This window comes from Mesorhizobium sp. B4-1-3 (assembly GCF_006439355.1).
GTDB lineage: Bacteria > Pseudomonadota > Alphaproteobacteria > Rhizobiales > Rhizobiaceae > Mesorhizobium.
In genome coordinates, this window is the sequence record NZ_VFTG01000025.1 from 56,373 (window position 1) to 77,872 (window position 21,500).

A 21,500-nucleotide genomic window follows, 5' to 3' on the forward strand; every position below is an offset into this window, starting at 1 on the left:
AGCACCATCCACCGCTCTTTCGCCCCGGCCTCACCGCAAGGCCGGGCACAGGCCGGGACGCTGCCTCCGACTATTCGTGCCGCAGCGCGTCGATCGGGTCGAGCCTTGCGCCGCGCAGCGCCGGGAAGAAGCCGAACACCATGCCGATCAGCGCCGAAAAGCCGACCGCGAGCAGGATGACGGCGGGGCTTGGGGCGAACGGTATCGTCAGGGCCATCGAGGCCATGCCGGCCAGCGACAGGCCGATCAGGATGCCGATGATGCCGCCGAGCAGCGACAGCACCGTCGCCTCGACCAGGAACTGGATGAGGATGTGCTTTTCATGCGCGCCGATCGCCAGCCTGATGCCGATCTCGCGCGTGCGCTCGGTGACCGAGACCAGCATGATGTTCATGATGCCGATGCCGCCGACCAGCAGGCTGACGCCGGCGACGGCGCCCAGCATGCCGGTCATGGTGGTGGTGGCGCTGGTCATCGCATCGGCGATCTGGGTCATGTCGCGGATGGCGAAGTCGGGATCGCGGTCCGGCGTGATGCGGCGCGTGTCGCGCAAAATGTCCTCGACGCGCGACTGCAGCTCGCTGGTCGGCGTGCGGTCGTCGGCGGCGATATAGATGTTGTCGATGTCGCGGTTGCCGGCGATGCGCCGCTGATAGGCGTGCAGCGGCATCAGCACGACGTTGTCCTGGTCCTGGCCGAAGCCGGTATAGCCCTTGGGCTCCAGCAGGCCGATGACCTTGCAGGAGGTGCGGTTGACGCGGATGGTCTCGCCCTCCGGATCGCCGGCGCCGAAGAACTGCTGGCGCACGGTTTCGCCGATCAGGCACACGCCCGCGCCGGCCCGCGTTTCGGAATCGCTAAACGGCCGTCCCGAGACCAGCTTCCAGTCGCGGGCGTCGAGATAGGCGCTGTCGGTGCCGGTGACGCCCGAGGTCAGGCTTTCGGTGCCGAAGATGACGCGGACCTGCTTTTGCGAGGCCGGCGAAATGGCGCGGGCGCCGCTCAGATGCGCGACGAGCGCGGCGACATCCTTCTCGGCCAGCGGCCGCACCGCCTGGTCGAGACCTCCCGGCCCGCCGGGTCCCGCGGGCCGGCCGGCGCGAATGACGAGCAGGTTGCTGCCGAGCTTCGAGATGTCGGCCTTGACCTTTTCCGTCGTGCCGGAGCCGATGGTGAGCATGGCGATGACGGCGGCGACGCCGATGACGATGCCGAGCAGCGTCAGGAACGAGCGCAACACGTTGCGGCGGATCGAGCGCAGCGAGAGGCGGACGGTCTCCCAGATCACGCCGCTGCCTCCGCTTTCAGCGTATCGGAGGCGACATGGCCGTCGAGGAAACGGATGGTGCGGCCGGCATAGTCCGCAACATCGGCCTCATGCGTCACCATGACGATGGAGAGGCCCAGTTCGGCGTTGAGCCTGGTCAGCAGCTCCATGATCTCATGCGTGCGCGCCGTGTCGAGATTGCCGGTCGGCTCGTCGGCGACGAGCAGCGTCGGCCTTGTGACGATGGCGCGGGCGATTGCCACGCGCTGCTGCTGGCCGCCCGAAAGCTCGGCCGGGGTGTGGTGCTCGCGCCCGACAAGTCCCACCTGGGCCAGCGCCTGCATGGCGAGTTCGCGGCGCTCGCGCGCGGCGACGCCGCGATAGATCAGCGGCAGCTCGACATTTTCGGCTGCAGTGGTGCGCGGCAGGAGGTTGTAGCCCTGGAAGACGAAGCCGACATAGAGGTTGCGTAAAAGCGCGCGGCGGTTGCGGTCGAGGCGTCCCGCATCGACGCCCATGAAGGAATAGGTCCCGGCCGTCGGCGTATCGAGGCAGCCGATGATGTTCATTGCCGTCGACTTGCCCGATCCGGAGGGGCCCATGATGGCAACGAATTCACTTCTGCGGATGGCGAGGTTGACGCCGGCCAGCGCGTGCACGCGGGCCTCGCCCTCGCCATAGCTTTTCCAGACCTTGTCGAAGGTGATGAGCAGGGGAGCCGACATGTCGTCAGCTCCGCTGCTGCGCGGCGGTGATTATCTCAGCTCCCGCGTCGAGGCCGGACGTGATCTCGGTCAACTCGCCGTCGGTCGAGCCGACCTTGACGTTGACCGGATGTGGCCGGCCGTTCTCCAGCACATAAAGCGTGCGCGACCCGTCGGTCGGCGCCTTCGTCGCCTCGCGCTGCCGGTTGGGGCGGCCCATGCGTCCGGTGAAGAAGTCGCTGAAGCTCCAGCCGCGCGCCTGCTGCTGCATCGGGCGATAGCGGAAGGCAGTGGAGGGGACGGTCAGCACCCCCTTGGCCTGCCTTGTGACGACCGACACCGTCGCCGTCATGCCGGGCCGCAAGAGAAGCTCGCCATTGTCGACTTCGAGCCGCGCTTTGTAGGTGACGACGCCATCGGTGGTGACCGAGGCGTAGGAGATGTCGCGGATCTCGGCGTCGAAGGGTCGGTCCGGGAAGGCGTCGACGGTGAAGCGGGCGTGCTGGCCGGGCTTCACTGCGCCGATATCGGCCTCGTCGACCGCGGCCTGCAACTCCATGTTCCTCAGGTCGGCGGCGATGACGAAGAGCACGGGCGCCTGCAGCGAGGACGCGACCGTCTGGCCGGGATCGACCGAGCGCGTCAGCACGATGCCGTCGATCGGCGCATAGATGGTGCTCTTGGCGAGATCGGTCTGCTGCGCCTTGAGGTCGGCCTGGGCGATGGCGAGATTGGCTTCGGCGCTGTCGAGCGCCGCCTTCGAGCGGTCGCGCGTTGCAGTGGCCGCTTCAAGCGACTGGTCCGTCGCCATGCCGCGCTTGGTCAGCGCGCTTGCGCGCACAACCGCGTTCTCGTTTTCCTGCAAGGTCACCTTGGCGTCTTCGACGCTGGCTGCCGCCGCCTTGGCGGAGGCGGTGGCGCGCTCGATCTGCACTTCCAGCTTGGCGGTGTCGAGCGTCGCCAGCACGTCGCCCTTCTTGACCTGCTGGTTTTCATTGACCGCGACCGAGCGAACGATGCCGGAAAGCTCGCTGGAGATATCGACCTGGGTCAGCGGCTGCAGCGTGCCGGTGGCGGAGACCTCGACGGTGAGATCGGCGATCGCCGCGGGCACGGTGGTGTATTCGATCCTAGGGGGCGCTGCGGCATACCATCGATAGAGGGCAATGCCGGCCGCGACGATCGCTACCGCCAACAGGGCATAGAACCAGAAGCGGCGACGCTTGCGGCTCACGCCCTTGCGGTCGAGCCCGAGCGCTGCCTCTATGGAAGTACCGGATTCCGCCTCTGGCGGATTGACAATCTGATCCACCCCGGACCCCTATGCTGAAAATCGATGTCCCTATCCGTGCACAGATCAGGCCTTAAGGTTCGAATTTCAAATTAAATTTCCCTCATGTTGGGATTGAGGCTGAAATTCGGGACGAGGCGAAAGGTTTACTCCATGGCGCACAACTACTTGCTTTACGATGTGTTTACCGCCGAAACGCTGGCCGGAAATCCGCTGGCGGTGGTGCTGGACAGCAACGGGCTCGACACTGCCGCCATGCAGGCGATCGCCCGCGAATTCAATCTGTCCGAGACGGTATTCGTGCTGCCTGCGGACAATCCGAAGCATCGCAACCGGATCCGCATCTTCACGCCCGACTATGAAATGCCGTTCGCCGGGCATCCGACGGTCGGCTCGGCGATCGCGCTGGCGGAACTCGCCGACGAGAGCGCCGGCATCTTCGTGCTGGAGGAGAATATCGGACCGGTGCGTTGCGCGGTGAGCAAGCATGACGGCTCGACCTTCGCCGAGTTCGATCTGGCGAAATTGCCGGAGCCGTTGGAGCTCAAGGCTGACCCGGAAGCGATCGGCGCGGCGCTCGGCCTTGCCCCGCACGAGATCGGCTTCGAGAATCACCGCGTCGCCTTCTGGTCGGCCGGCGTGCCTTACGTGACGATTCCGGTTGCCGGGTTGGAGGAAGCGGCCAAGATCAGGCTCGACAATCAGGCATGGTCGGAACTGGCGCCGCGCAAGAGCGAATGGGCCTTCGCCAGCCCCTATGTCTATTGCCGCGAGACGGTGCATCACGACAGCGCCTTCCATGTGCGCATGGTCGTGCCCGGCACGCCTTCCTATGAAGATCCCGCGACCGGTTCGGCCGCGGCCGCTTTCGCCGGCGCCATCATGCATTTCGACGCCCCGACCGACGGCGTCTCGCAGCTCTGGATCGAGCAGGGGCTGGAGATGGGCCGGCCGTCGCGAATCCGTCTCGAGCTCAATGTCGATGGCGGAAAACTGGCCTCCGCGCGCATTGGCGGCCATGCGATCAAGGTGGCTGAAGGCAAGCTGTTCGTGTGATGCCTGCGAGCTTTTTTAGGCAGGCATGATCTTTTCCGGGATCATGCAACGTCGATTTGTCGGGAAATGATCCGGCAGGGCTAGACATCCCCGAAAGCGGCGGCTATATGCGCCGCCGACGCTGGTTTTCCCGGCGGTGTGGGTGTGTAGCTCAGTTGGTAGAGCAGCTGACTCTTAATCAGCGGGTCCACAGTTCGATCCTGTGCACACCCACCAAAATTTCTCATGAAGACAATAAAGTCGGCTGCAACGGCGCCTACGGCGCCGTCTTGCCGAGGCTTGCCTTGAACTAGACCTTCATCGTGATCTGGCCGCTCACCGTAAGCTGCGATCCGCCGTAACCGCCGATGTTGCGGTCCCTGGCGTTGAGATTGGTGCTCATGCCGGCTATCTCGCATGTATCGGCAACGGTCTCGAGCACCAAGGCGCAGCTGCCCGCCGCGACTTTGTAGAAAGAACGAAGCGCGACCTGCTGCTGCGTGGCGGCATCGTCGTCATCCTTGACCGGAAAGGTCATAGAGATCGACGATTGGATCCTGGTTGACCCGTCTTCGCCAGGACGAAGCGGGCGGACATATTGATCCTGAGACAATGCCGGCGAAGCCGTGGCAACAAGAATCGCGGTGGATATTAGATATTTCAAATACATCGATCGATCTCCATGAGACTTCTGCGCCCCATGGATAACCGAGATCAGTTATTTCGACGTTTCGACAGTGCTGAAATTTCGACCGAACTTTATCTTTCCGAAACGCCGGCCTCGGCAAAACTCGCCATCCTGGCATGGCATTCCAGCGCCGAGCGGACGATGTTGACGGCGAGGCAGGCGCCGGAGCCTTCGCCGAGCCGCATGCCGAGATCGAGCAGCGGCGGCAGGCCGAGCGCCTCAAGCAGGCGGCGGTGGCCGGCTTCGGCCGAGACATGGGCCGCGATGGTGTGGGCCAGCCCGGTCGGGTGCAGCCTCGCCAGAGGTGCTGCGGCAGCGGTGCAGACGAAGCCGTCGAGCAGCACCGGCACGTTGTTCCTGCGCGCGGCGAGTGTGGCGCCGAGGATCGCTGCCAGCTCACGTCCGCCAAGTGCAGCAGCGATCTTCAGCGGGTCAGACAGCGAATCGGTGTGGCGCTTGAGGCCCGCTTCGATGGCGACCACCTTGCGCTGCAGCCCCGCATCGTCGACGCCGGTGCCGCGCCCGGTCCATTTTTCGGCGCCGCCGCCGAAGAGGGCGGTCGAGATCGCGGCGGCCGGCGTGGTGTTGCCGATGCCCATCTCGCCGAAGCAGACAAGGTCCAGGTCCTTGGTCACGGCATCGTAGCCGGCCGAGACGGCGGCGAGGAAAGCCTTTTCGTCCATCGCCGGCGCTATCGTGAAATCGCCGGTCGGATGGTCGAGGTCGATCGGGATGACGTCGAGCGCGGCGCCGGCGATGCGGGCCAGCTGGTTGATGGCCGCGCCGCCGCCGGCGAAGTTCGCCACCATCTGCACGGTGACTTCCGACGGATAGGCCGAGACGCCCTGCGCGGTGACGCCGTGATTGCCGGCGAAGACGAACACCTTCACGTTGTCGAGCTTAGGCATGTCGCGGCCCTGCCAGCGGCCGAGCCAGGCGGCGATCGTTTCCAGCCGGCCGAGGCTGCCCGGCGGCTTCGTCAGCGTGTCCTGGCGCTTGGCGACGGCGGCGGCGGCGGTGTCGCTGCCGGCTGGAAGATCGAGGCAGGCGGCACGAAGATCTTCGAGCGATTTGAACGCGGCTGATTGGGAGGACATGGGGCAAGGTCTCCGAAAGAGAATCAGGAAAGGCAAACGGAAGCGACGAGAAGGACGGCGATTTCGCCAAGCTGCTGCAGCGCGCCGATCGTGTCGCCGGTCTGGCCGCCGATCTGGCTGAGGCAAAGCGCGCGGAAGCCCGCGAAGACCAGGCCGAGCAGGATGAGCGCCGCGATCGCGCCGCCAAGGCCGAGCGCCAGCAACACCACCGCGCCAAGCGCAGCACCTATGATGGCGGTCTCGCTTGTGACAGAGCCCGCATTCGCCGACAGGCCGCCGGCCCGAGCCGGAGGCAGAAGATGCATGAAGGCGCCGAACAGGCCGCGCGACCCGGCATGCGCGGCGAGCAGCGCCAGGAAGACGTGGCCCGGACCGGCGAGTTCGGAGAGAGCGCTCCAGCGGATGAGCAGCGACAGCCCAAGCGCGGCCGCGCCATAGGCGCCGATGCGGCTGTCGCGCATGATCTCCAACTTCCTGTCGCGCGTCCTGCCGCCCCAAAAGCCATCGGCGATGTCGGAAAGTCCATCCTCATGCAGGCAGCCGGTGACGAGCATCGTGGCGGCGAGGGTGAGCGCCGCGGCCGGTGCGGCGGCGAGGCCGAAAACGCTGGCGATGGCGTAGACCAGCGCGCCGATGATCGCCACCGCGAGACCGGCGAAGGGCGCCGCCCAGATCGCATCCGCCAGGCTGCGGCCGCCGAAATCGCTCGACGGTAATCTCAGCCGGGTGAAGAAGACGAGGCTGAGGCCGATATCGTCAAGCACTTGCCTTGGCGCGGAAGGGCCGCTCATGCGCTCCTCGCAATGGCGTGGAAGAAGGTGCCGCTGACATGGCCACGCCGGTAGCCCGAGGCCCCCAGCGGATTGCCTTGGCCATCGGCAAGGTCGGCCAAGGGCTCGTCATTGCCGGTGGCGGTCATCTGCGCATAATGGAATTCGTGGCCTCGGATCAACGTGCCCTCCGGTCCTAACGGGCAGGCGGCGCGCAATCGCGCCTCTCGATAGCCGAGATTCATCTTGCGCCTGGCGAAGCTGGTCGAATGACCAAGCAGGCCTAGCATCTCATGGCTCTGGCCGTCCGCGTCTTCCAGCATTTCGCCCAGCACCATGAAGCCGCCGCACTCGCCGTGAACCGGCTTCGCCGCCGCGAAGCGTGCCATTCCCGCCCGGAAGTTCGTCGCGGCCGCAAGCTTGCCGGCATGCAGCTCGGGATAACCGCCAGGCAGCCAGCAGATATCGCAGTCTTCGCCAGGCGCTTCGTCGGCCAGCGGGGAGAAAGGCACGATCTCGGCGCCGGCCCTGCGCCAATGCATGGCGACATGCGGATAGAGGAAGGTGAAGGCGGCATCTTCCGCCAGCGCGATGCGTTGCCCGGGCGGCCGCAAGGTATCGCCGAAGTCGCCGGCCGCCGGCTCCAGTGGAGTGGCCAGAGCCAGGATGGCGTCGATGTCGAGCGACTTCTCGACCATGTCGGCCAGCCGGTCGAGATGCGCCATCAGGTTCTCGTACTCGCCGGCCTGGACGAGGCCGAGATGCCGCTCCGGTAGGTTCAGCGTCGGATCGCGCAGGATGGCGCCGACCACGGGCAGGCCGATTGCCTCGATGGCGTCGCCGGAAAGCCGCCGATGGCGTTCGCTGCCGAGTCGGTTGAGCACGACGCCGGCCATGCGGACATCCGGGTCGTAGGTCGCGAAACCCTTGGCGACGGCGGCAGCCGTGGTCGACTGTCCGGAGACGTCGAGCACCAAAAGCACCGGCAAGCCGTAGAGCCGCGCAAGATCGGCGGCCGAGCCGGAGCGGCCTTCCGGCGCAGGAATGCCGTCGAACAGGCCCATCGCGCTTTCGAGGATGACGTATTCGGCGTCGTCCGCGGCCTGGGCCGCCAGCGCGTTGAGCAGGGAAGGCGACATGGCCCAGCTGTCGAGATTGACGCCCGACAGTCCGGTCGCGGCGGCGTGGAAGCCGGGGTCGATATAGTCCGGTCCGGACTTCGCACCGCGCACTTTCAGGCCGCGCCTGGCCAGCGCACGCAACAGTCCGATGGTGACGCTGGTCTTGCCCGAGCCGGAGCGCGGCGCGCCGATGATGATCGCGCGCGCTGTCATGCGCCGCCCGCCAATGCCGCGCGCATGGCGACGATGCCGCCGACCACGATCAGCGCTGGCGAGGCGAGCCCGGCGGCCGCGGCCTCGTCGGCGATAGTGGCGAGCATGGCGACGACGATGCGCTCCTGCGGCGTGGTTGCCGCCACGATCACCGCGGCTGGGGTCGAAGGTGCGAGGCCGCCCTCGATCAGCTTTGCCGCGATCACCGGCAGGTTGGCCATGCCCATATAGACGACGACCGGCTGTCCGGTACGGGCGATCGCCGCCCAGTCAATATCGTCATCGGTGCCCGCCGCGTGGCCGGTCGCCAGGATGACGGCCTTGTTGATGCCGCGCATGGTGGCGGGAATACCGGTGGCGGCAAGCGCGCTGAGGCCCGAGGTCAGGCCGGAGAGCACCCGGAACGGAATTTTTTCGCCCGCCAGCGCCAAAGCCTCTTCGCCGCCGCGTCCGAAAATATAGGGGTCGCCGCCCTTGAGGCGCATGACGCGGCGGCCCTCGCGCGCCAGCCGCACCAGCAGCGCGTTGATGTCGTCCTGCTTCATCGAGGGCTGGCCGCCGCGTTTCCCGGCGTAGAAAAGCTCTGCACCTTGAGCGACCGCCACGACGTCGGGCGAGACCAGCGCGTCATAGACCAGCGCGTCGCATTGCCCGAGCGCGGCCAGCACTTCCAACGTCAGGCAGCCGGGGTCGCCGGGGCCGGCGCCGGCCAGCCAGACATGGCCGGGCTCCAGTTCGCGCGGCTTGAAGTTCAGGCGCGCCAGCGCCTGCTCCACATTTGCCCGTCCATTTATGTTGGCGCTGCCGTTCACAATCCGTCCCGTCCGCGAAAACGCCGCTGGTAATGGGCGTTGTATAATGAGCTTTCGCCGAAATCCTGCGCCGCAAGCGCGCTGCCGACGAAGATGATCGCCGTGCGTTCCATCGGGTTTTCAGCCAGCAGCGCTTCGATGGTGCCCAGCGTTCCCGTCAGGATGCGCTCATCCGGCCACGAGGCGCGCAAGACGATGGCGACCGGGCATTCGGCGCCGTAAAGCGGCGTCAAATCGGCAACGACGCGATCGATGGCATGGATGGCAAGATGAATGGCGAGCGTGGCGCCGGTGCGACCGAAGCCGGCGAGCGTTTCGCCCGGAGGCATTTTCGAGGCGCGGCCGGAAATGCGCGTCAGCACCAGGCTTTGCGCGAGCTCGGGGATGGTGAGCTCGCGGCGAAGCGCCGCCGCCGCCGCCGCGAAGGAGGGGACGCCCGGCGTCAGCGTGTAGGGGATGCCATGCTTTTCCAGGCGCCTGATCTGCTCGGCGACGGCGCTCCATACCGAAAGATCGCCGGAATGCAGGCGGGAAACGTCGTGGCCGGCCTTGTGGGCGGCGACATATTCGGCCTCGATCTCGTCGAGGGACATCGGCGCCGTGTCGATCAGTTTCGTTCCCGGCGCGCAATGCTCGAGCAGCTCCGGCGCGACGATCGAGCCGGCATGGAGGCAGACCGGGCAACTGGCCAGCAGCCGCGCGCCGCGCAGCGTGATGAGATCGGCCGCGCCCGGGCCGGCGCCGATGAAATGGATGGTCATGGCGAATCTCCGCTGATGGCGATGGCGCAGGTGACCGGGCCAAGCACCGTGCGAGGCCCGAGCAGTCTCGCACCGGCCCCGGCGACCGCGAGGGCCGACGCCTCCGAAACCGACGGCGTGCCGGCGCGACTCTGCGTGAGATCGCAACGGCTGCGGGCGCTTGGCGAGGCCAGTTGCAGGATCGGGTCATCGGCAATGACCACCGGCAGGTTGAGCGCGCGGCCGGCGGCAGAAATCGCCGCCTCATCCTTCTTGAGCGGGGCGGTCGCCAGCGCCGAAAGCGCTGACATCGCGAGGCCATGCGCTTCAAGCGCGGTCTCGATCGCCGCCAGTACTTCTTCGACGCTCACGCCTTTGCGGCTGCCGATACCCGCGACCATCATGGTTTCACCCAGCTCCACTGCGTGACCGGCATGGCCGGACGCCAGGCTTGCATCGAGCCGACAGGTGCGGCGCGCGACAGCGCGATGCGGGTCAAGTCGCCGCCGCGTCTGTTATGCTGGTCGAGCAGCAGCGCCTCCATCTCCAGCGTCACCGCATTGGCGACGAGCCGGCCACCGGGACGTAGCGCCTTGATCGCCTTCTCCATCACGCCGGCATCGCTGCCGCCGCCGCCGATGAAGATCGCATCCGGTGTTTCCAGCTTGGCGAACGCCTTGGGCGCGGCGCCTTCGATCACGACAAGGTCCGGCACGCCACAATGCGCGGCATTGCGGGCGATGCGGGCGGCGCGCTCGCCGTTGGCTTCTACGGCAATGGCGCGCAGCGAGGGATGCGCCAGCATCCATTCGATGCCGATGGAGCCCGAACCGGCGCCGATGTCCCACAGCAACTCACCGCGCCGGGGCGCCAACGCGGACAGCGTGATGGCGCGGATCTCGCGCTTGGTGATCTGGCCGTCATGCTCGAACAGATGATCTGCGAGGCCGACGGTCAAAGGCAGGACGCGCGCATCCGGCGTCGATTCAATTTCGAGCGCCAGCACGTTGAGCGAATTGATGTTTTTGAGATCGAAGGCATCGGCTCGAGCGGCGCGGCGCATCTCATCGGGGCCGCCCAGCGCTTCGAGGACCGTGAATCGCGACGGGCCGAAACCGAGTTCGTCGAGCAGCGCGGCGATAGAAGCCGGAGCGTCGCCATCCGATGTCAGGGCAATGATGCGCGCGCCGGGGTGGAGCAGGGGCCGGATCAGGTCGATCGAATGGCCGTGCAGCGAGATGGTCTCGACGTCCTGCAAGGCCCAGCCGAGGCGCGATGCCGCCAGCGACAGAGACGACGGCGCCGGGAGAACGAGCATCTGTTCCGGTTCTACCTTGCGCGCGAGCGTGACGCCGACGCCGTGAAAGAACGGGTCGCCGGACGCGAGCACGCACACGTCCTTGCCCGCGAGCGCCAGCACGTCGCGCATTTCCGCGTCGAAGGGTGTCGGCCATGAGCGGGTTTCGCCGTTGGTGAGGGAAGAGACGAGCGCAAGATGCCGCTTTCCGCCGAACACGACATCCGCCTGCGCGATACGCTGCTTGGCCTCGTCGCCGAGACCCGCTACACCGTCCTCGCCGATGCCGACGATGGTGAGCCATTTTAAGGCGAGCTTGGCGGCGCGCGGACCCTTAGCAGGCATAATGACCCATCGTATCCTGATCCTCGGCGGAACGACCGAAGCCCGGCAATTGGCGGGAAAGCTCGCCCGCCGCACGGATTTCTCGGTCACGCTGTCGCTTGCCGGCCGCACCGAAAGCCCCGTCGCGCAAGGCGTGCCGCTGCGTGTCGGCGGCTTTGGCGGCGCGGACGGATTGGCCGCCTATCTCAGCGACAACAGGATCGATCTGCTGATCGACGCCACGCATCCGTACGCCGCTCGCATCTCGGCAAACGCTGCCGAAGCGACGCGGCAGTCCGGCGTGCCGATCCTTGCGCTGCGGCGCCCCGGCTGGGAGCCAGTGGCAGGTGATCGCTGGACGCTGGTCGAAAGCGCGGCGGAGGCGGCGAAGGCGCTTGGCGAGGCGCCGCGCCGCGTTTTCCTCGCGATCGGCCGGCAGGAGGCCGACGTCTTCGAGGCCGCTCCGCGGCACCGCTACCTGATCCGCAGCGTCGATCCCGTCGAGCCGAAGCTTGCCGTGCCCGACGCGCTTTACCTTTTGGCGCGCGGGCCATTTCCAGAGCCAGAGGAACGGGCGTTGATCGAGAGATACGGCGTCGATGCCGTCGTTTCGAAGAACAGCGGCGGCGAGGCGACTTATGGCAAGATCGCCGCTGCGCGGGGGCTCGGCATCGAAGTGGTCATGATCCGCCGACCGCCTTTGCCGGACGTTCCTTCGGCCGAAACCGTCGATCAACTGGCGGCAAGGGTGGATCATCTTTTCGATCCGGTCGCCGAACGCGGGGTGTAGACCAGCGCGGGTTGTTCGCCGCGCTTGATGATGCGGGTCTCGGGCGAGCCGATGATGATGCAGGTCGACATGTCGGCTTTTGCCGCATCGGCGTCCGCCAGCAGGAAAACCTCGATGCGCTCGTCCGGCCGGCCGGCGGCGCGGCCGAAGATCACCGGCGTGGTGCCGGGCAGGATCGCCTTCAGGCATTCGAAGGCGCGGCCGAGCTGCCAGGGGCGAGCCTTGCTGATGGGATTGTAGAGCGCGATGACGAAGCCGGCGCCGGCGGCCGCCAACAGGCGCAGCTCGATCAGCTCCCACGGCTTCAGATTGTCGGACAGCGAGATGGCGCAGAAGTCATGGCCGAGCGGCGCGCCGATGCGGGCGGCGACGGCAAGCATCGCGGTGACGCCCGGAACGACCGAAAGGTCGATGGCGCGCCATTCGGTGGGGCCGGCTTCGATCGCCTCGCAGACGGCGGCGGCCATGGCGAAGACGCCGGGATCGCCGCCGGAAACGACGGCGACGTTGTGGCCTTCTGCGGCCTTAGCCAGCGCTTCGTTGGAGCGGGCGAGCTCTTCGCGATTGTCCGAAGCGATGCGGGTCTGGTCCGGCCGCAGCTCCAGCCGGTCGAGATAGGGCTTGTAGCCATAGAAGAAGGAAGCCTCGGCCACGGCATTGGCAGCCTGCGGCGTGATCTGGTCGGCGTTGCCGGGTCCGAGACCGATGACGGTAAGACGGCCGCTCATGGCTTTGCCCCGAGGGCGCCTGGGCGGGCCGACCAGCCGGCAACCAGCACGATGGCGAAATAGGGCGCCTTGTCGTCCGGCTTTTCGGCGAGCCGCATCGAGACGCTGCCCGCCATCGTGCCGCGCTCGACATAGACGGCCTTGGCCAGCTTGCCGGTCGCTTCCAGCGCGCGCCTAATTTTCGGCAGGTTGCGGCCGACCTTCATGATGATGGCGGCGTCGGTGTCGGCGAGGCGACGGGTCAGCTCGAACTCGCTCATCGTGCCGGGCAACACACTCAGCACGTCGTCGCCCTGCACGATCGGCAGGCCGGTTGCCGACCAGCAGCCGGACATGGCGGTGATGCCGGGGATGACTTCGGTCGGGAAGCGGTGCGCGAGACGCACATGCAGGTGCATGTAGGAGCCGTAGAAGAGTGGATCGCCCTCCGACAGCACCGCCACCATCCTGCCGGCGCTAAGATGCTCGGCGACCTGCTCGGCCGACCGCTCGTAGAAGTCGGTGATCTGCGCGCGGTAGTCGTCGTGATCCTTGTCGATCTCGGTCGTCACCGGATAGAGCAGCGGCAGCTCGATCATGTCCTGGCGGAAGCGCGTCTCGACGATGGCGCGCGCATTGCTGTTGTTGCCGCGCTTGGCGAAATAGGCGACGACGTCGGCCTCGGCCAGCGCACGCGCTGCCTTCAGCGTCAAAAGCTCCGGGTCGCCGGGGCCGGTGCCGACGCCGACGAGACGGCCTTTCACGTTCGCGTTCACAGGCCGGGCCTCGCCAGAGAGTTGAGGGCGGCGGCGGTCATGGCGCTGCCGCCCAGCCTCCCGCGCACGATGGCGTAAGGCACGCCATAGGAATTTTCGGCCAGCGCATCCTTGGATTCGGCGGCACCGACGAAGCCGACCGGCATGCCGATGATCGCGGCGGGTTTGGGAGCGCCGTCGCGCAGTTTTTCGAGCAGATAGAAGAGCGCGGTCGGCGCGTTGCCGATGGCGACGACGGAACCAGCCATTCGCTCGCCCCAGAGGTCGATGGCCGCAGCCGAGCGGGTGTTGCCGATTTCTTTGGCGATGTCATGCGTGCGCGGGTCGCGCAGCGTGCAGATCACCTCGTTGCCGGCCGGCAGGCGGGCGCGGGTGATGCCATGCGCCACCATTTCGGCATCGCAAAAAATCGGCGCGCCGGCGGCAAGCGCCGCGCGGGCGGCGTCGACGAGACCGTCGGAGAAAACGAAATGGCCGGCGGCTTCGACCTGGCCGCAGGCATGGATCATGCGGATCGCGACGTCGGCCTCCGCCTCGGAGAAGCGGGACAGGTCCGCCTCGGCGCGGATGATGGCGAAAGAGCGCTCGTAGATCGCCATCCCGTCATGAATATAGTCGTAGGCGGCCATTCATTGGTTCCGTCGATAGAGTTCGGCGATGCCGGCAGCGCCAAGCCTTGCCAGGCAGGCGGCGGCGGTTTCGCCCAGATGTCTTTGCGCTTGCAGCGCGGCAAGGATGCCGGCGATGCCGCGCGCGGCGTCATAGCCCGGCCTGTATCCGGCAGGAAGGGCCTTTGCCGTCCCGTCCACGACAAGTCCGGCTCCGTTTTCGTCGCCCACCAATGTGAGCGCGGCAGTGCCGGGATGCGCGCAGCCCTTGGCGCAGCCGGAAACGTGCAGGGTCAGCGAGGCGTCGAGGAGGTCGCCGCTTTGTTTCGCAATCGTCTCGGCGATGACGCGGGTGGCGATGTGGCCGGACGCGCAAGCCGGCGTGCCGGGGCAGGCGGCGATGCGGGTGCGCGGGTCGGCGGGGTCGTTGACGAAGCCGAGCGCGGCCGCGGAGGATTGCAGCGAGGCGCAGGCGGACGGAGAGAGGTCGAGGAAGAGCAGGGCGCGGCCGGGGGCAAGGCGGATTTCGGGAACGCCGAGGTCCGCTGCTTGGGTGGCGAGATCGATAAGGGGTTGGGCTGGCATGCTGCCGTAAGGCAGGACGATGCCGAGGGCGAGGCTGTCCGTGAGAGCGAAGGTGCCAATGGGGCTTCCCGCAGGCTGGCGTTCCCGCGCCCCCCTCTCTGTCCTGCCGGACATCTCCCCCTCAAGGGGGGAGATTGCCTTGTCATGTCGGCTTTCGCCAATGTCCAACGCTAAAGGTGGAGAGCCGACGCCGGAACTGCCAATCTCCCCCCTAGAGGGGGAGATGTCCGGCAGGACAGAGAGGGGCGCGAAGGAATGCCAGCCTGCGAGAGAGGCCAACTGCCGCTCCGACAAATCGCGGGTATGCGCCTCCCGGCCCTTTTCCGCGACCATCCGGAGTGCAGCAACTGTAATGTCACGCCCAGCATCCGCATCGACAGTGGCTAACGGCTTTGCACCAAGCGCGTCGCCGGCGACCGATACGGCCCAACGAACATCCTCGCCAGCCCATACGGCCTTCAGCCGCACATCGGCCGTCATGGCATCCATCGTAAGCTGTCCGCCGCCATCGATAACCACAGACACCTTCGGCCCCAGCCTTGCCGTCAGCCCGGTCTCTTCGATCGCCACCCTGATCCGCTCCGCCAGCGGACGCGGATCGGCAATCTCTTGCGGATCGATCCCTGCCAGTGGCCCGGTCTCTACCGGCACGCCGGTCCGCACCGCGATACCCAGCGCGTCCACCTCGGCCGCCAGCAACCGGGCGCTCTCGGCGGTCAAACCACGTATCTGCAGGCTGCCGCGCGCGGTCACTTCCATGATGCCGTTGCCGTGGCGCAGGGCGGATTCGGCGAGTCCGATCAGCGACTTAAGAGAAAGCCCTCCAGCGACCGGATTGAGCCGCACCAGCAGCCCATCGCCGGTCTGCATCGGCGCGCTGAGGGCCGGGCAGGCGCCGCGTCGCGAGAAGGCGTTCATGCCGCCACTCCACTGGCCTGGGCTTCCGCGATCAAGGCCGCGAGATCATCGTCGATGGAATTCCTGAGCGGATGCCAGAGGCCGCGTCGCCGCGCATTGAGGAACCGTTCGGCGATGACCTTGGCGGCCGCCGGGTTCTCGCGCAGCAGGAAGGCACGGACTTCCGGGTCGCCAACATAGGCGTCGTGCACGGCCTCGATCAGCGCGCCGGAAATGGCATGGGTGGTTTCGGCGAAGCCGACCAGGCGGTCGACCGTCTCGGCGAATTCCGAAGCGCCGCGCGGGCCGTGGCGCATCTGGCCGGCGATGAAGCGCGGGTTGACCGCGCGGGCGCGGACCACGCGCGAAACCGCTTCGCTGACCGAACGCGGCTTCGGCTTCTTTGGGTCGGTCGTGTCGAGCACGATGACGTCGGCGTTGCGGCCGAGCGCCGCAAGGGCCGCCGAAAAGCCGCCGATGAAAGCCACGTCGGCCGAGCCTTCGAGGATATCGCGGCCCGGGTCGTCGCCGGTGTGGACGAGAAGGTCGGCCTCGGCGATCCGTCCCTCGAAAGCACCGGGCGCCGGAATCGCCTCGCCATCGGCGCCGCCATAGGCGTGCGAGGTGGCATCGAGGTAGGCGCGGCCGATCTCCTCGCGCGCGCCCCATTGTCCGCGCGATAGCAGATCCTCGACGCCGGCACCATAGGTGCCGGGCGAGGTGCCGAAAATGCGCGGCCCGACCTTGCCTTGGGCGCGGGTCGCGGCGGCGAGCGGGTTCTCCGAATCGTCCTCGTCACGCGACGAAACGGCGCTTGCAGCGGCGTCGATCAGCGCGATCTGGGTCGGGAACATGTCACGGAACAGGCCGGAAATGCGCCAGGTGACATCGACGCGCGGACGGCCGAGCGCAGCCGGCGGCAGCACCTCGATGCCAGTGACGCGGCCGGTGGCGGCATCCCATTGCGGCCGGCAGCCCATCAGCGCCAGGCCTTGCGCGATTTCCTCGCCGCCTGTGCGCAGCGAGGCCGAGCCCCAGAGGTCGATGACCAGCGAGCGCGGCCAGTCGCCATGACTCTGCATGTGGCTGCGCACCACTTCCTCCGCCGCCGCCTGGCCGAGGTCATAGGCGGTCGGGGTCGGCATGGTGCGCGGATCGGAGGTGAAGAGGTTGCGGCCGGTGGGCAGCACATCGGAACGGCCACGCGCCGGGGCGCCGGCGGGACCCGCCTTGATGTGGCGGCCCTCGAGCGCGGCGAGCAGGGCGGCCTTTTCGGCTTCCGCGCTTTGCCGGCGCAGCGGATCGGCCTCGTCCTCCGGCGCGCGGCCATAGACATGCAGCCCGTCCTTGACAGCGAAATCCTTGAGGTCGCAGAGCCAGGCGTCGATGCGGCGCAGCGCTTCGTCGGGCTGATCGGTTTTGGCGACGCCGGCTTCCGAGGCGAGACCGGTTTTCCGCGCCGTCTCGACGATCAGCTTTGCCAGGCGGTCGCGGCGGCGGCGGTCGAGACCATCGGCCTGGGCATATTCGTCGACCAGCCGTTCCAGCTTCTGTTGGGCCTCGTCGAGGCCTGCGCCGGTCAGCGGCGGGGGCAGATGGCCGAGGGTCACGGCCGAAATGCGGCGCTTGGCCTGAGCCGCCTCGCCGGGGTTGGAGACGATGAAGGGATAGATGGTGGGCAACGAGCCGGTGACGATCTCGGGGAAGCAGGTTTCGGAGAGCGCCACGGTCTTGCCCGGCAGCCATTCCAGCGTGCCATGCGCGCCGACATGGATGATGGCATGGACGCCGAGCGATTTCTGCAGCCAGAGGCCGAAGGCGATCAGCTCGTGGCGGGGAGCCAGCGTCGGGTCGTGGTAATCGGCGCGGCGGTCGGCGGAGCGCCCACGGTCGGGGGCAAGCGCCACAGTCACGTTGCCGAAGGTCGCGGCGCGGAAGGGGAAGGTAGTTTTGCTTGCTAGCTGCGAAGGCTGGCGTTCTGTCACGCCCCCCTCTGTCCTGCCGGACATCTCCCCCTCTAGGGGGGAGATTGGCAGTTCAGGCGCCGGCGCTCCACCTACAACGCTGGCGATTGGCGAAAGCGGTAGTGATAGGGCAATCTCCCCCCTTGAGGGGGAGGTGTCCGGCAGGACAGAGAGGGGGGCCTCGCTCGAATCTATCCCTTTTGCCTCGCCCCACGCCGCCTCAACTGAAGCTCGCGCTTCCCTCGGCAGTTCGGCTGAAAAGACAACGTAATCCGTCAAGGCAAGGCCAAGCCCACCCACCTCCAGCGCATCCAACAATTCCCGTGGCGATTGCGGAAGCCCTTCAACCGCATAGCCCTGTTCCTTAAGGTCCTGCAGCATGGCGAGCACGCTTGACGGCACATCAAGCCCGACGGCGTAGCCGGTCCGTCCAGGCGCGCTCGGATAATCCGGGATCAGGATGGCAAGCTTGCGCTCGGCTCGATCCGCCCGCTGCAGGCGAACAAACGCGGCGATGCGCTTGGCCACCTGCGCCACGCGGTCCGGCTCGGGCCGATTGGCGAAAGCTCGAAAGGCCAGCGCCGGGTCGGTCTCGATCTCGCCCTTGAAGGAGATCGCGCCGGCCAGGATGCGGCCGTCGAGCTCGGGCAGCACCACGTGCATGGCAAGATCGGCGGGCGCCAGGCCGCGCTGGTTCTTCTCCCAGACCTCGCGCCTGGTGGTGGCGACGATGACCTGGAGGACCGGTACGCCGGCGCGGTCGAACAGGGTCTCGGCGCCGGGTTCCGCGCCGGAGGCGAAGGCGGTGGCGGTGACGATGGCGGCGGGGCTCAATGTTGCGATAGCATTCTCGACGAAGGCCAGGGATGCCGGATCTTTGAGGCTGGAGACGAAGATCGGCACGGGGACCAAGCCTTGCAGCTTCAACGCTTCCGCGAGAGCATCGATCGGGGCGACGTCGGCGGCCAGCAGCATCGAGCGATAGAAGAGGATGGGGATAACTGGGATGCTGAGGCTACCAGCGTCGAGTTCCGTCGCCCCCCCCTCTGTCCTGCCGGACATCTCCCCCGCAAGGGGGGAGATTGACCTGTCATCAACGGTTTCGCCAACCGTAGATGTTTCAGCTAGCTCGAGATTTGACGAAGCAGAGATAGAGCCGGCTTGGGTGACGGCTGCTCTCCCCCCTTGCGGGGGCCGGCAGGACAGAGGGGGGTGCGAAGGAATGCCGACCCTTGAAAGGTTCGGCTTCTCGACGACACCAACTCCCGGCTTATAATACCCGGCCTTCGGCACGCTCACCGGTTCGGTCACGGCCGCATCCGACCCGGCCAGCCGCGCCAGCCGTTGCACCAGTGCCGCCATATTCGCCGGACCGCCTTCGCGGAAATAGCCGAGCAGGGCGTCCAATTCGGCGAGCGGCAGGGTGGAGGCTTCGATCAGGCGTTGGTCCTCGTCATGGCTTTCGCCGGGCAGCAGCGCGAGCTTTATGCCGCGCTCGCGCGCCACTGCTGCGAGCTGGTCACAGCCATAACGCCACCAGTCATAGCCGCCGAGGATGCGGACGAGGACGACCCTGGCGTGGCGAGCGACGCTGTCGATCCACAGGTCCACCGACATCGGGTGGCGAAGGTCGCGCAGCGCCGCCAGCCGCATCGAGGGCAGCCGCGCAGCATCGGCCTTCCAGGCGGCGGCCAGGCCGGCGAGGTCGCTGTCGGTGAAGGACAGCGCCACGACATCCGCAGGCGTCTGCCTGAGGTCGATCGGCTCGGCGAGATCGTCGAGCGAAGCGGATGTGGTGGCGAGGATGTGCATCGTGGTTCGGATCTGCCTCAGCCGGCGAGGATACGCTCGATCGCCGGGCGGTTCAGCCCCTTGAGGCCGATGACGACGAGCCGCGAGCGGCGGTCGTCCTCGGCCGTCCAGGCGCGGTCGTAGTAATGATTGACGCGCGGGCCGACAGCCTGGAGCAGGAGCCGCATCGGCTTGCCGCCAACCTCCACGAAGCCTTTGACGCGCAGCACGTTTTCCTGCTCGGCGGCAAGGGCGACGCGCTTGGCCAGCTCGTCGGGATTGGCGACGGACGGGATGTCTATGACGAAGGAGTCGAAATCGTCGTGCTCGTGGTCGAGCTCGTCGTCGTGATGAGTCTTGCGGTTCTCGATGTCGTCCTCGACGGCGAGACCGAGGCCGAGCAGCACGGAGGGATCGACCTTGCCCTGCGCGGTCGGCACGATTTTCACGGCGCGCGCCACATGCTCGCCGATCACGGCGTTGGCGCGGGCGGAGCCCGCCGCATCCATCAAATCGCTCTTCGACAGGATGATCAGGTCGGCGCAGGCGATCTGGTCCTCGAACACCTCCTCGACCGGATCGTCATGGTCGAGCGAATCGTCCGCGGCGCGCTGCGCCTGAAGCGCGTCCATGTCGGAGGCGACGCGGCCGTCGGCCAGCGCCGGGCCGTCGACCACGGCGACGACGCCGTCGACGGTGACGCGGCTTTTCACGGTCGGCCACTGGAAGGCTTGCACCAACGGCTTCGGCAGAGCGAGGCCGGAGGTCTCGATCAGGATGTGGTCGACCTTCGGTGTGCGGGACAGGATCTGGTCGAGCGCCGGCACGAAATCGTCGGCGACGGTGCAGCAGATGCAGCCATTGGCGAGCTCGACGATGTTTTCCTCCGGGCAGATATCGACGCCGCAGCCCTTCAGGATCTCGCCATCGATGCCGACATCGCCGAACTCGTTGACGATGATCGCCAGCCGCTTGCCCTTGGCGTTTTCGAGTAGGTTGCGGATCAACGTGGTCTTGCCGGCGCCGAGGAAGCCGGTGACGACGGTGCAGGGCACGCGGGAAACGGAAGCGTTCATGGTCAGTCCTTCAGCATGTCGAGGGGAGGGATGCGGGCAACTAGGCCGCGCTTGAGGGAATCGGGTCGGCCGCGCCAGGGGATCAGGCCGTCGGTCGAGGTGGCGAAGAGCTTTGCGCCGGCGACGAGGTCGGCGCCGCTGGTGGTGTCCAGGTCGCCGAAGACGTAGCTCCAGCAGCCGTCGCGCAGCAGCGCGGCGCTCAGCCGGCGCTTGCAGTTGCCGAGGCATTCGACAGTGCGGATGCGGATATTCTCGCCCGACGCCGCGCGGCGCGTGTCTTCGGCAAGCAGCGCGCCGGCGCGCGGATGGGCGTCGGACCCGGTCTCGTCGCGGCAGGAAGAACAGACGATGACCGTCACGCCGGCCATCGCGTCGGGCTCGGACGAAATGTCCGCGATGTTAGCCGGGAAACTGCCGTTGCGATCCAAAACCAGGCTCCTTGCCCGGAAAACCCGCCGGGCATTCGGATACTTAAAGTCTCAGACGGCAGGTCTCCTGGCTCGCGGGTCGTCGCCTCAGATGCCGCCTTCCCGGGAACATCCCAGTGGTTTTCGGCGGAGGCTCGTCGCTTACAGTTGCGGGGACAGCCGCGGATTTGGGCTTTTGGCCCGCACCGCATTCCCTCTTGGCTCCTCCCTTTGCCGGGAGAAGACCGTCTGGGTCAGGATTTAGGCTTACGGCTAGGCGCCTGTCAACGCGCGGCTACGACACCGCGATGTCGGCCAGCGCCGGTCCGAGATCGCCGGCCGGCGTCACTTCGATCGCTTCCAAGCCGAGCCATGCCTGCATCTGCTTCAGTTCGTCGAAGAGCTGGGCTGCCGTTTCCGGTGGTGCGTCGGGCTCGGCATAGGCGGCATGGACGCGCAGCACGCTGGCCGGGCGGTCGGCTCTCAGGTCGACGCGGGCGACGATGCGGTCGCCAAGCAGGAAAGGCAGCACATAATAGC

20 protein-coding genes, 1 tRNA gene, 1 pseudogene and 1 riboswitch are annotated in these 21,500 nt (G+C 67.1%); of the genes and pseudogenes, 3 read left to right on the forward strand and 19 right to left on the reverse strand.

From position 1 onward, the window contains the following. Positions 1-70: 70 nt before the first annotated feature. Genes FJW06_RS24380 through FJW06_RS24390 form a run of 3 tightly spaced genes read right to left on the reverse strand, consistent with a single transcriptional unit; the run spans position 71 to position 3,283 of the window. Complete coding sequence (locus FJW06_RS24380) at positions 71-1,288, reverse strand: ABC transporter permease (protein ID WP_140755303.1); 1,218 nt, start codon at positions 1,286-1,288, stop codon at positions 71-73. Continuing rightward, a complete protein-coding gene (locus FJW06_RS24385) occupies positions 1,285-1,992 on the reverse strand; it encodes an ABC transporter ATP-binding protein (RefSeq protein WP_140755305.1) in 708 nt (235 codons plus the stop codon). Before FJW06_RS24385 ends, FJW06_RS24380 begins: the two co-directional genes overlap by 4 nt. 4 nt (positions 1,993-1,996) lie before the next feature. Continuing rightward, positions 1,997-3,283, reverse strand: a complete 1,287-nt coding sequence (locus FJW06_RS24390) for an efflux RND transporter periplasmic adaptor subunit (protein WP_140755307.1) — start codon at positions 3,281-3,283, stop codon at positions 1,997-1,999. Between the two features lie 132 nt (positions 3,284-3,415). On the opposite strand from FJW06_RS24390, the gene FJW06_RS24395 reads away from it, so the two are divergent. Both FJW06_RS24395 and FJW06_RS24400 read left to right on the forward strand, forming a co-directional pair. Further along, entirely contained in the window at positions 3,416-4,318 is a 903-nt protein-coding gene (locus tag FJW06_RS24395) for a PhzF family phenazine biosynthesis protein (RefSeq protein ID WP_140755309.1), read from the forward strand. Between the two features lie 140 nt (positions 4,319-4,458). After that, positions 4,459-4,534, forward strand: a tRNA-Lys gene (locus tag FJW06_RS24400). A 73-nt stretch (positions 4,535-4,607) separates the two neighbouring features. On the opposite strand, the gene FJW06_RS24405 is transcribed toward FJW06_RS24400, so the two are convergent. The 8 genes from FJW06_RS24405 to cbiE form a co-directional block, all read right to left on the reverse strand. After that, a complete protein-coding gene (locus tag FJW06_RS24405; RefSeq protein ID WP_140755311.1) occupies positions 4,608-4,967 on the reverse strand; it encodes a hypothetical protein in 360 nt (119 codons plus the stop codon). 89 nt (positions 4,968-5,056) lie between these two features. Continuing rightward, positions 5,057-6,082, reverse strand: coding sequence for a nicotinate-nucleotide--dimethylbenzimidazole phosphoribosyltransferase (cobT, locus tag FJW06_RS24410; protein ID WP_140755313.1), 1,026 nt, complete (start codon positions 6,080-6,082; stop codon positions 5,057-5,059). Positions 6,083-6,105: 23 nt separating this feature from the next. Next, positions 6,106-6,873, reverse strand: coding sequence for an adenosylcobinamide-GDP ribazoletransferase (cobS, locus tag FJW06_RS24415; RefSeq protein WP_140755315.1), 768 nt, complete (start codon positions 6,871-6,873; stop codon positions 6,106-6,108). Next, the gene (locus tag FJW06_RS24420) at positions 6,870-8,186 is read right to left on the reverse strand and encodes a cobyrinate a,c-diamide synthase (RefSeq protein ID WP_140755317.1); all 1,317 of its coding nucleotides are present in this window, start codon (positions 8,184-8,186) and stop codon (positions 6,870-6,872) included. The genes cobS and FJW06_RS24420 overlap by 4 nt, the downstream gene beginning before the upstream one ends. Next, on the reverse strand, positions 8,183-8,998 hold the full coding sequence (cobA, locus tag FJW06_RS24425; protein WP_181178539.1) for a uroporphyrinogen-III C-methyltransferase: 816 nt from the start codon (positions 8,996-8,998) through the stop codon (positions 8,183-8,185). Before cobA ends, FJW06_RS24420 begins: the two co-directional genes overlap by 4 nt. Continuing rightward, complete coding sequence (cobM, locus tag FJW06_RS24430) at positions 8,995-9,759, reverse strand: precorrin-4 C(11)-methyltransferase (protein WP_140755321.1); 765 nt, start codon at positions 9,757-9,759, stop codon at positions 8,995-8,997. The genes cobA and cobM overlap by 4 nt, the downstream gene beginning before the upstream one ends. Further along, positions 9,756-10,142 (reverse strand): cobalamin biosynthesis protein, encoded by a 387-nt coding sequence (locus FJW06_RS24435; RefSeq protein ID WP_140755324.1) that lies wholly within the window; start codon positions 10,140-10,142, stop codon positions 9,756-9,758. The genes cobM and FJW06_RS24435 overlap by 4 nt, the downstream gene beginning before the upstream one ends. Continuing rightward, entirely contained in the window at positions 10,139-11,380 is a 1,242-nt protein-coding gene (gene cbiE, locus FJW06_RS24440) for a precorrin-6y C5,15-methyltransferase (decarboxylating) subunit CbiE (protein ID WP_140755326.1), read from the reverse strand. The genes FJW06_RS24435 and cbiE overlap by 4 nt, the downstream gene beginning before the upstream one ends. A gap of 1 nt (position 11,381) precedes the next feature. On the opposite strand from cbiE, the gene FJW06_RS24445 reads away from it, so the two are divergent. Next, positions 11,382-12,149: a cobalt-precorrin-6A reductase gene (locus FJW06_RS24445; RefSeq protein WP_140755328.1), complete on the forward strand. Its 768-nt coding sequence runs from the start codon at positions 11,382-11,384 to the stop codon at positions 12,147-12,149. Here FJW06_RS24445 and FJW06_RS24450 read toward each other — a convergent pair. From FJW06_RS24450 to FJW06_RS24485, 8 genes and pseudogenes are all read right to left on the reverse strand, one after another. Next, positions 12,113-12,877, reverse strand: coding sequence for a precorrin-3B C(17)-methyltransferase (locus FJW06_RS24450; protein ID WP_140755330.1), 765 nt, complete (start codon positions 12,875-12,877; stop codon positions 12,113-12,115). The genes FJW06_RS24445 and FJW06_RS24450 overlap by 37 nt on opposite strands. After that, positions 12,874-13,632: a precorrin-2 C(20)-methyltransferase gene (locus FJW06_RS24455; RefSeq protein ID WP_140755332.1), complete on the reverse strand. Its 759-nt coding sequence runs from the start codon at positions 13,630-13,632 to the stop codon at positions 12,874-12,876. The genes FJW06_RS24450 and FJW06_RS24455 overlap by 4 nt, the downstream gene beginning before the upstream one ends. After that, positions 13,629-14,261, reverse strand: a complete 633-nt coding sequence (locus tag FJW06_RS24460) for a precorrin-8X methylmutase (protein WP_140755334.1) — start codon at positions 14,259-14,261, stop codon at positions 13,629-13,631. Before FJW06_RS24460 ends, FJW06_RS24455 begins: the two co-directional genes overlap by 4 nt. Beyond that, the gene (gene cobG / locus FJW06_RS24465; protein WP_140755336.1) at positions 14,262-15,743 is read right to left on the reverse strand and encodes a precorrin-3B synthase; all 1,482 of its coding nucleotides are present in this window, start codon (positions 15,741-15,743) and stop codon (positions 14,262-14,264) included. It abuts the gene before it with no gap. Beyond that, a complete protein-coding gene (locus tag FJW06_RS24470) occupies positions 15,740-19,498 on the reverse strand; it encodes a cobaltochelatase subunit CobN (RefSeq protein WP_140755338.1) in 3,759 nt (1,252 codons plus the stop codon). Before FJW06_RS24470 ends, cobG begins: the two co-directional genes overlap by 4 nt. 17 nt (positions 19,499-19,515) lie before the next feature. After that, entirely contained in the window at positions 19,516-20,553 is a 1,038-nt protein-coding gene (gene cobW, locus FJW06_RS24475) for a cobalamin biosynthesis protein CobW (RefSeq protein ID WP_140755340.1), read from the reverse strand. A gap of 2 nt (positions 20,554-20,555) precedes the next feature. Continuing rightward, positions 20,556-20,981, reverse strand: coding sequence for a DUF1636 family protein (locus tag FJW06_RS24480; protein ID WP_140755342.1), 426 nt, complete (start codon positions 20,979-20,981; stop codon positions 20,556-20,558). Between the two features lie 39 nt (positions 20,982-21,020). Beyond that, positions 21,021-21,225, reverse strand: a riboswitch (cobalamin riboswitch). Between the two features lie 30 nt (positions 21,226-21,255). Beyond that, positions 21,256-21,500: pseudogene (locus FJW06_RS24485) on the reverse strand (crosslink repair DNA glycosylase YcaQ family protein); the annotation flags it as partial.

Bases quoted from the DNA above. Each gene is read 5' to 3' on its own strand.
- FJW06_RS24385 (WP_140755305.1), bottom strand. From the start codon at position 1,992: ATGTCGGCTCCCCTGCTCATCACCTTCGACAAGGTCTGGAAAAGCTAT.
- FJW06_RS24395 (WP_140755309.1), top strand. From the start codon at position 3,416: ATGGCGCACAACTACTTGCTTTACGATGTGTTTACCGCCGAAACGCTG.
- FJW06_RS24405 (WP_140755311.1), bottom strand. From the start codon at position 4,967: ATGTATTTGAAATATCTAATATCCACCGCGATTCTTGTTGCCACGGCT.
- cobT (WP_140755313.1), bottom strand. From the start codon at position 6,082: ATGTCCTCCCAATCAGCCGCGTTCAAATCGCTCGAAGATCTTCGTGCC.
- cobS (WP_140755315.1), bottom strand. From the start codon at position 6,873: ATGAGCGGCCCTTCCGCGCCAAGGCAAGTGCTTGACGATATCGGCCTC.
- FJW06_RS24420 (WP_140755317.1), bottom strand. From the start codon at position 8,186: ATGACAGCGCGCGCGATCATCATCGGCGCGCCGCGCTCCGGCTCGGGC.
- cobM (WP_140755321.1), bottom strand. From the start codon at position 9,759: ATGACCATCCATTTCATCGGCGCCGGCCCGGGCGCGGCCGATCTCATC.
- FJW06_RS24435 (WP_140755324.1), bottom strand. From the start codon at position 10,142: ATGATGGTCGCGGGTATCGGCAGCCGCAAAGGCGTGAGCGTCGAAGAA.
- cbiE (WP_140755326.1), bottom strand. From the start codon at position 11,380: ATGCCTGCTAAGGGTCCGCGCGCCGCCAAGCTCGCCTTAAAATGGCTC.
- FJW06_RS24445 (WP_140755328.1), top strand. From the start codon at position 11,382: ATGACCCATCGTATCCTGATCCTCGGCGGAACGACCGAAGCCCGGCAA.
- FJW06_RS24450 (WP_140755330.1), bottom strand. From the start codon at position 12,877: ATGAGCGGCCGTCTTACCGTCATCGGTCTCGGACCCGGCAACGCCGAC.
- FJW06_RS24460 (WP_140755334.1), bottom strand. From the start codon at position 14,261: ATGGCCGCCTACGACTATATTCATGACGGGATGGCGATCTACGAGCGC.
- cobG (WP_140755336.1), bottom strand. From the start codon at position 15,743: ATGAACGCCTTCTCGCGACGCGGCGCCTGCCCGGCCCTCAGCGCGCCG.
- FJW06_RS24470 (WP_140755338.1), bottom strand. From the start codon at position 19,498: ATGCACATCCTCGCCACCACATCCGCTTCGCTCGACGATCTCGCCGAG.
- cobW (WP_140755340.1), bottom strand. From the start codon at position 20,553: ATGAACGCTTCCGTTTCCCGCGTGCCCTGCACCGTCGTCACCGGCTTC.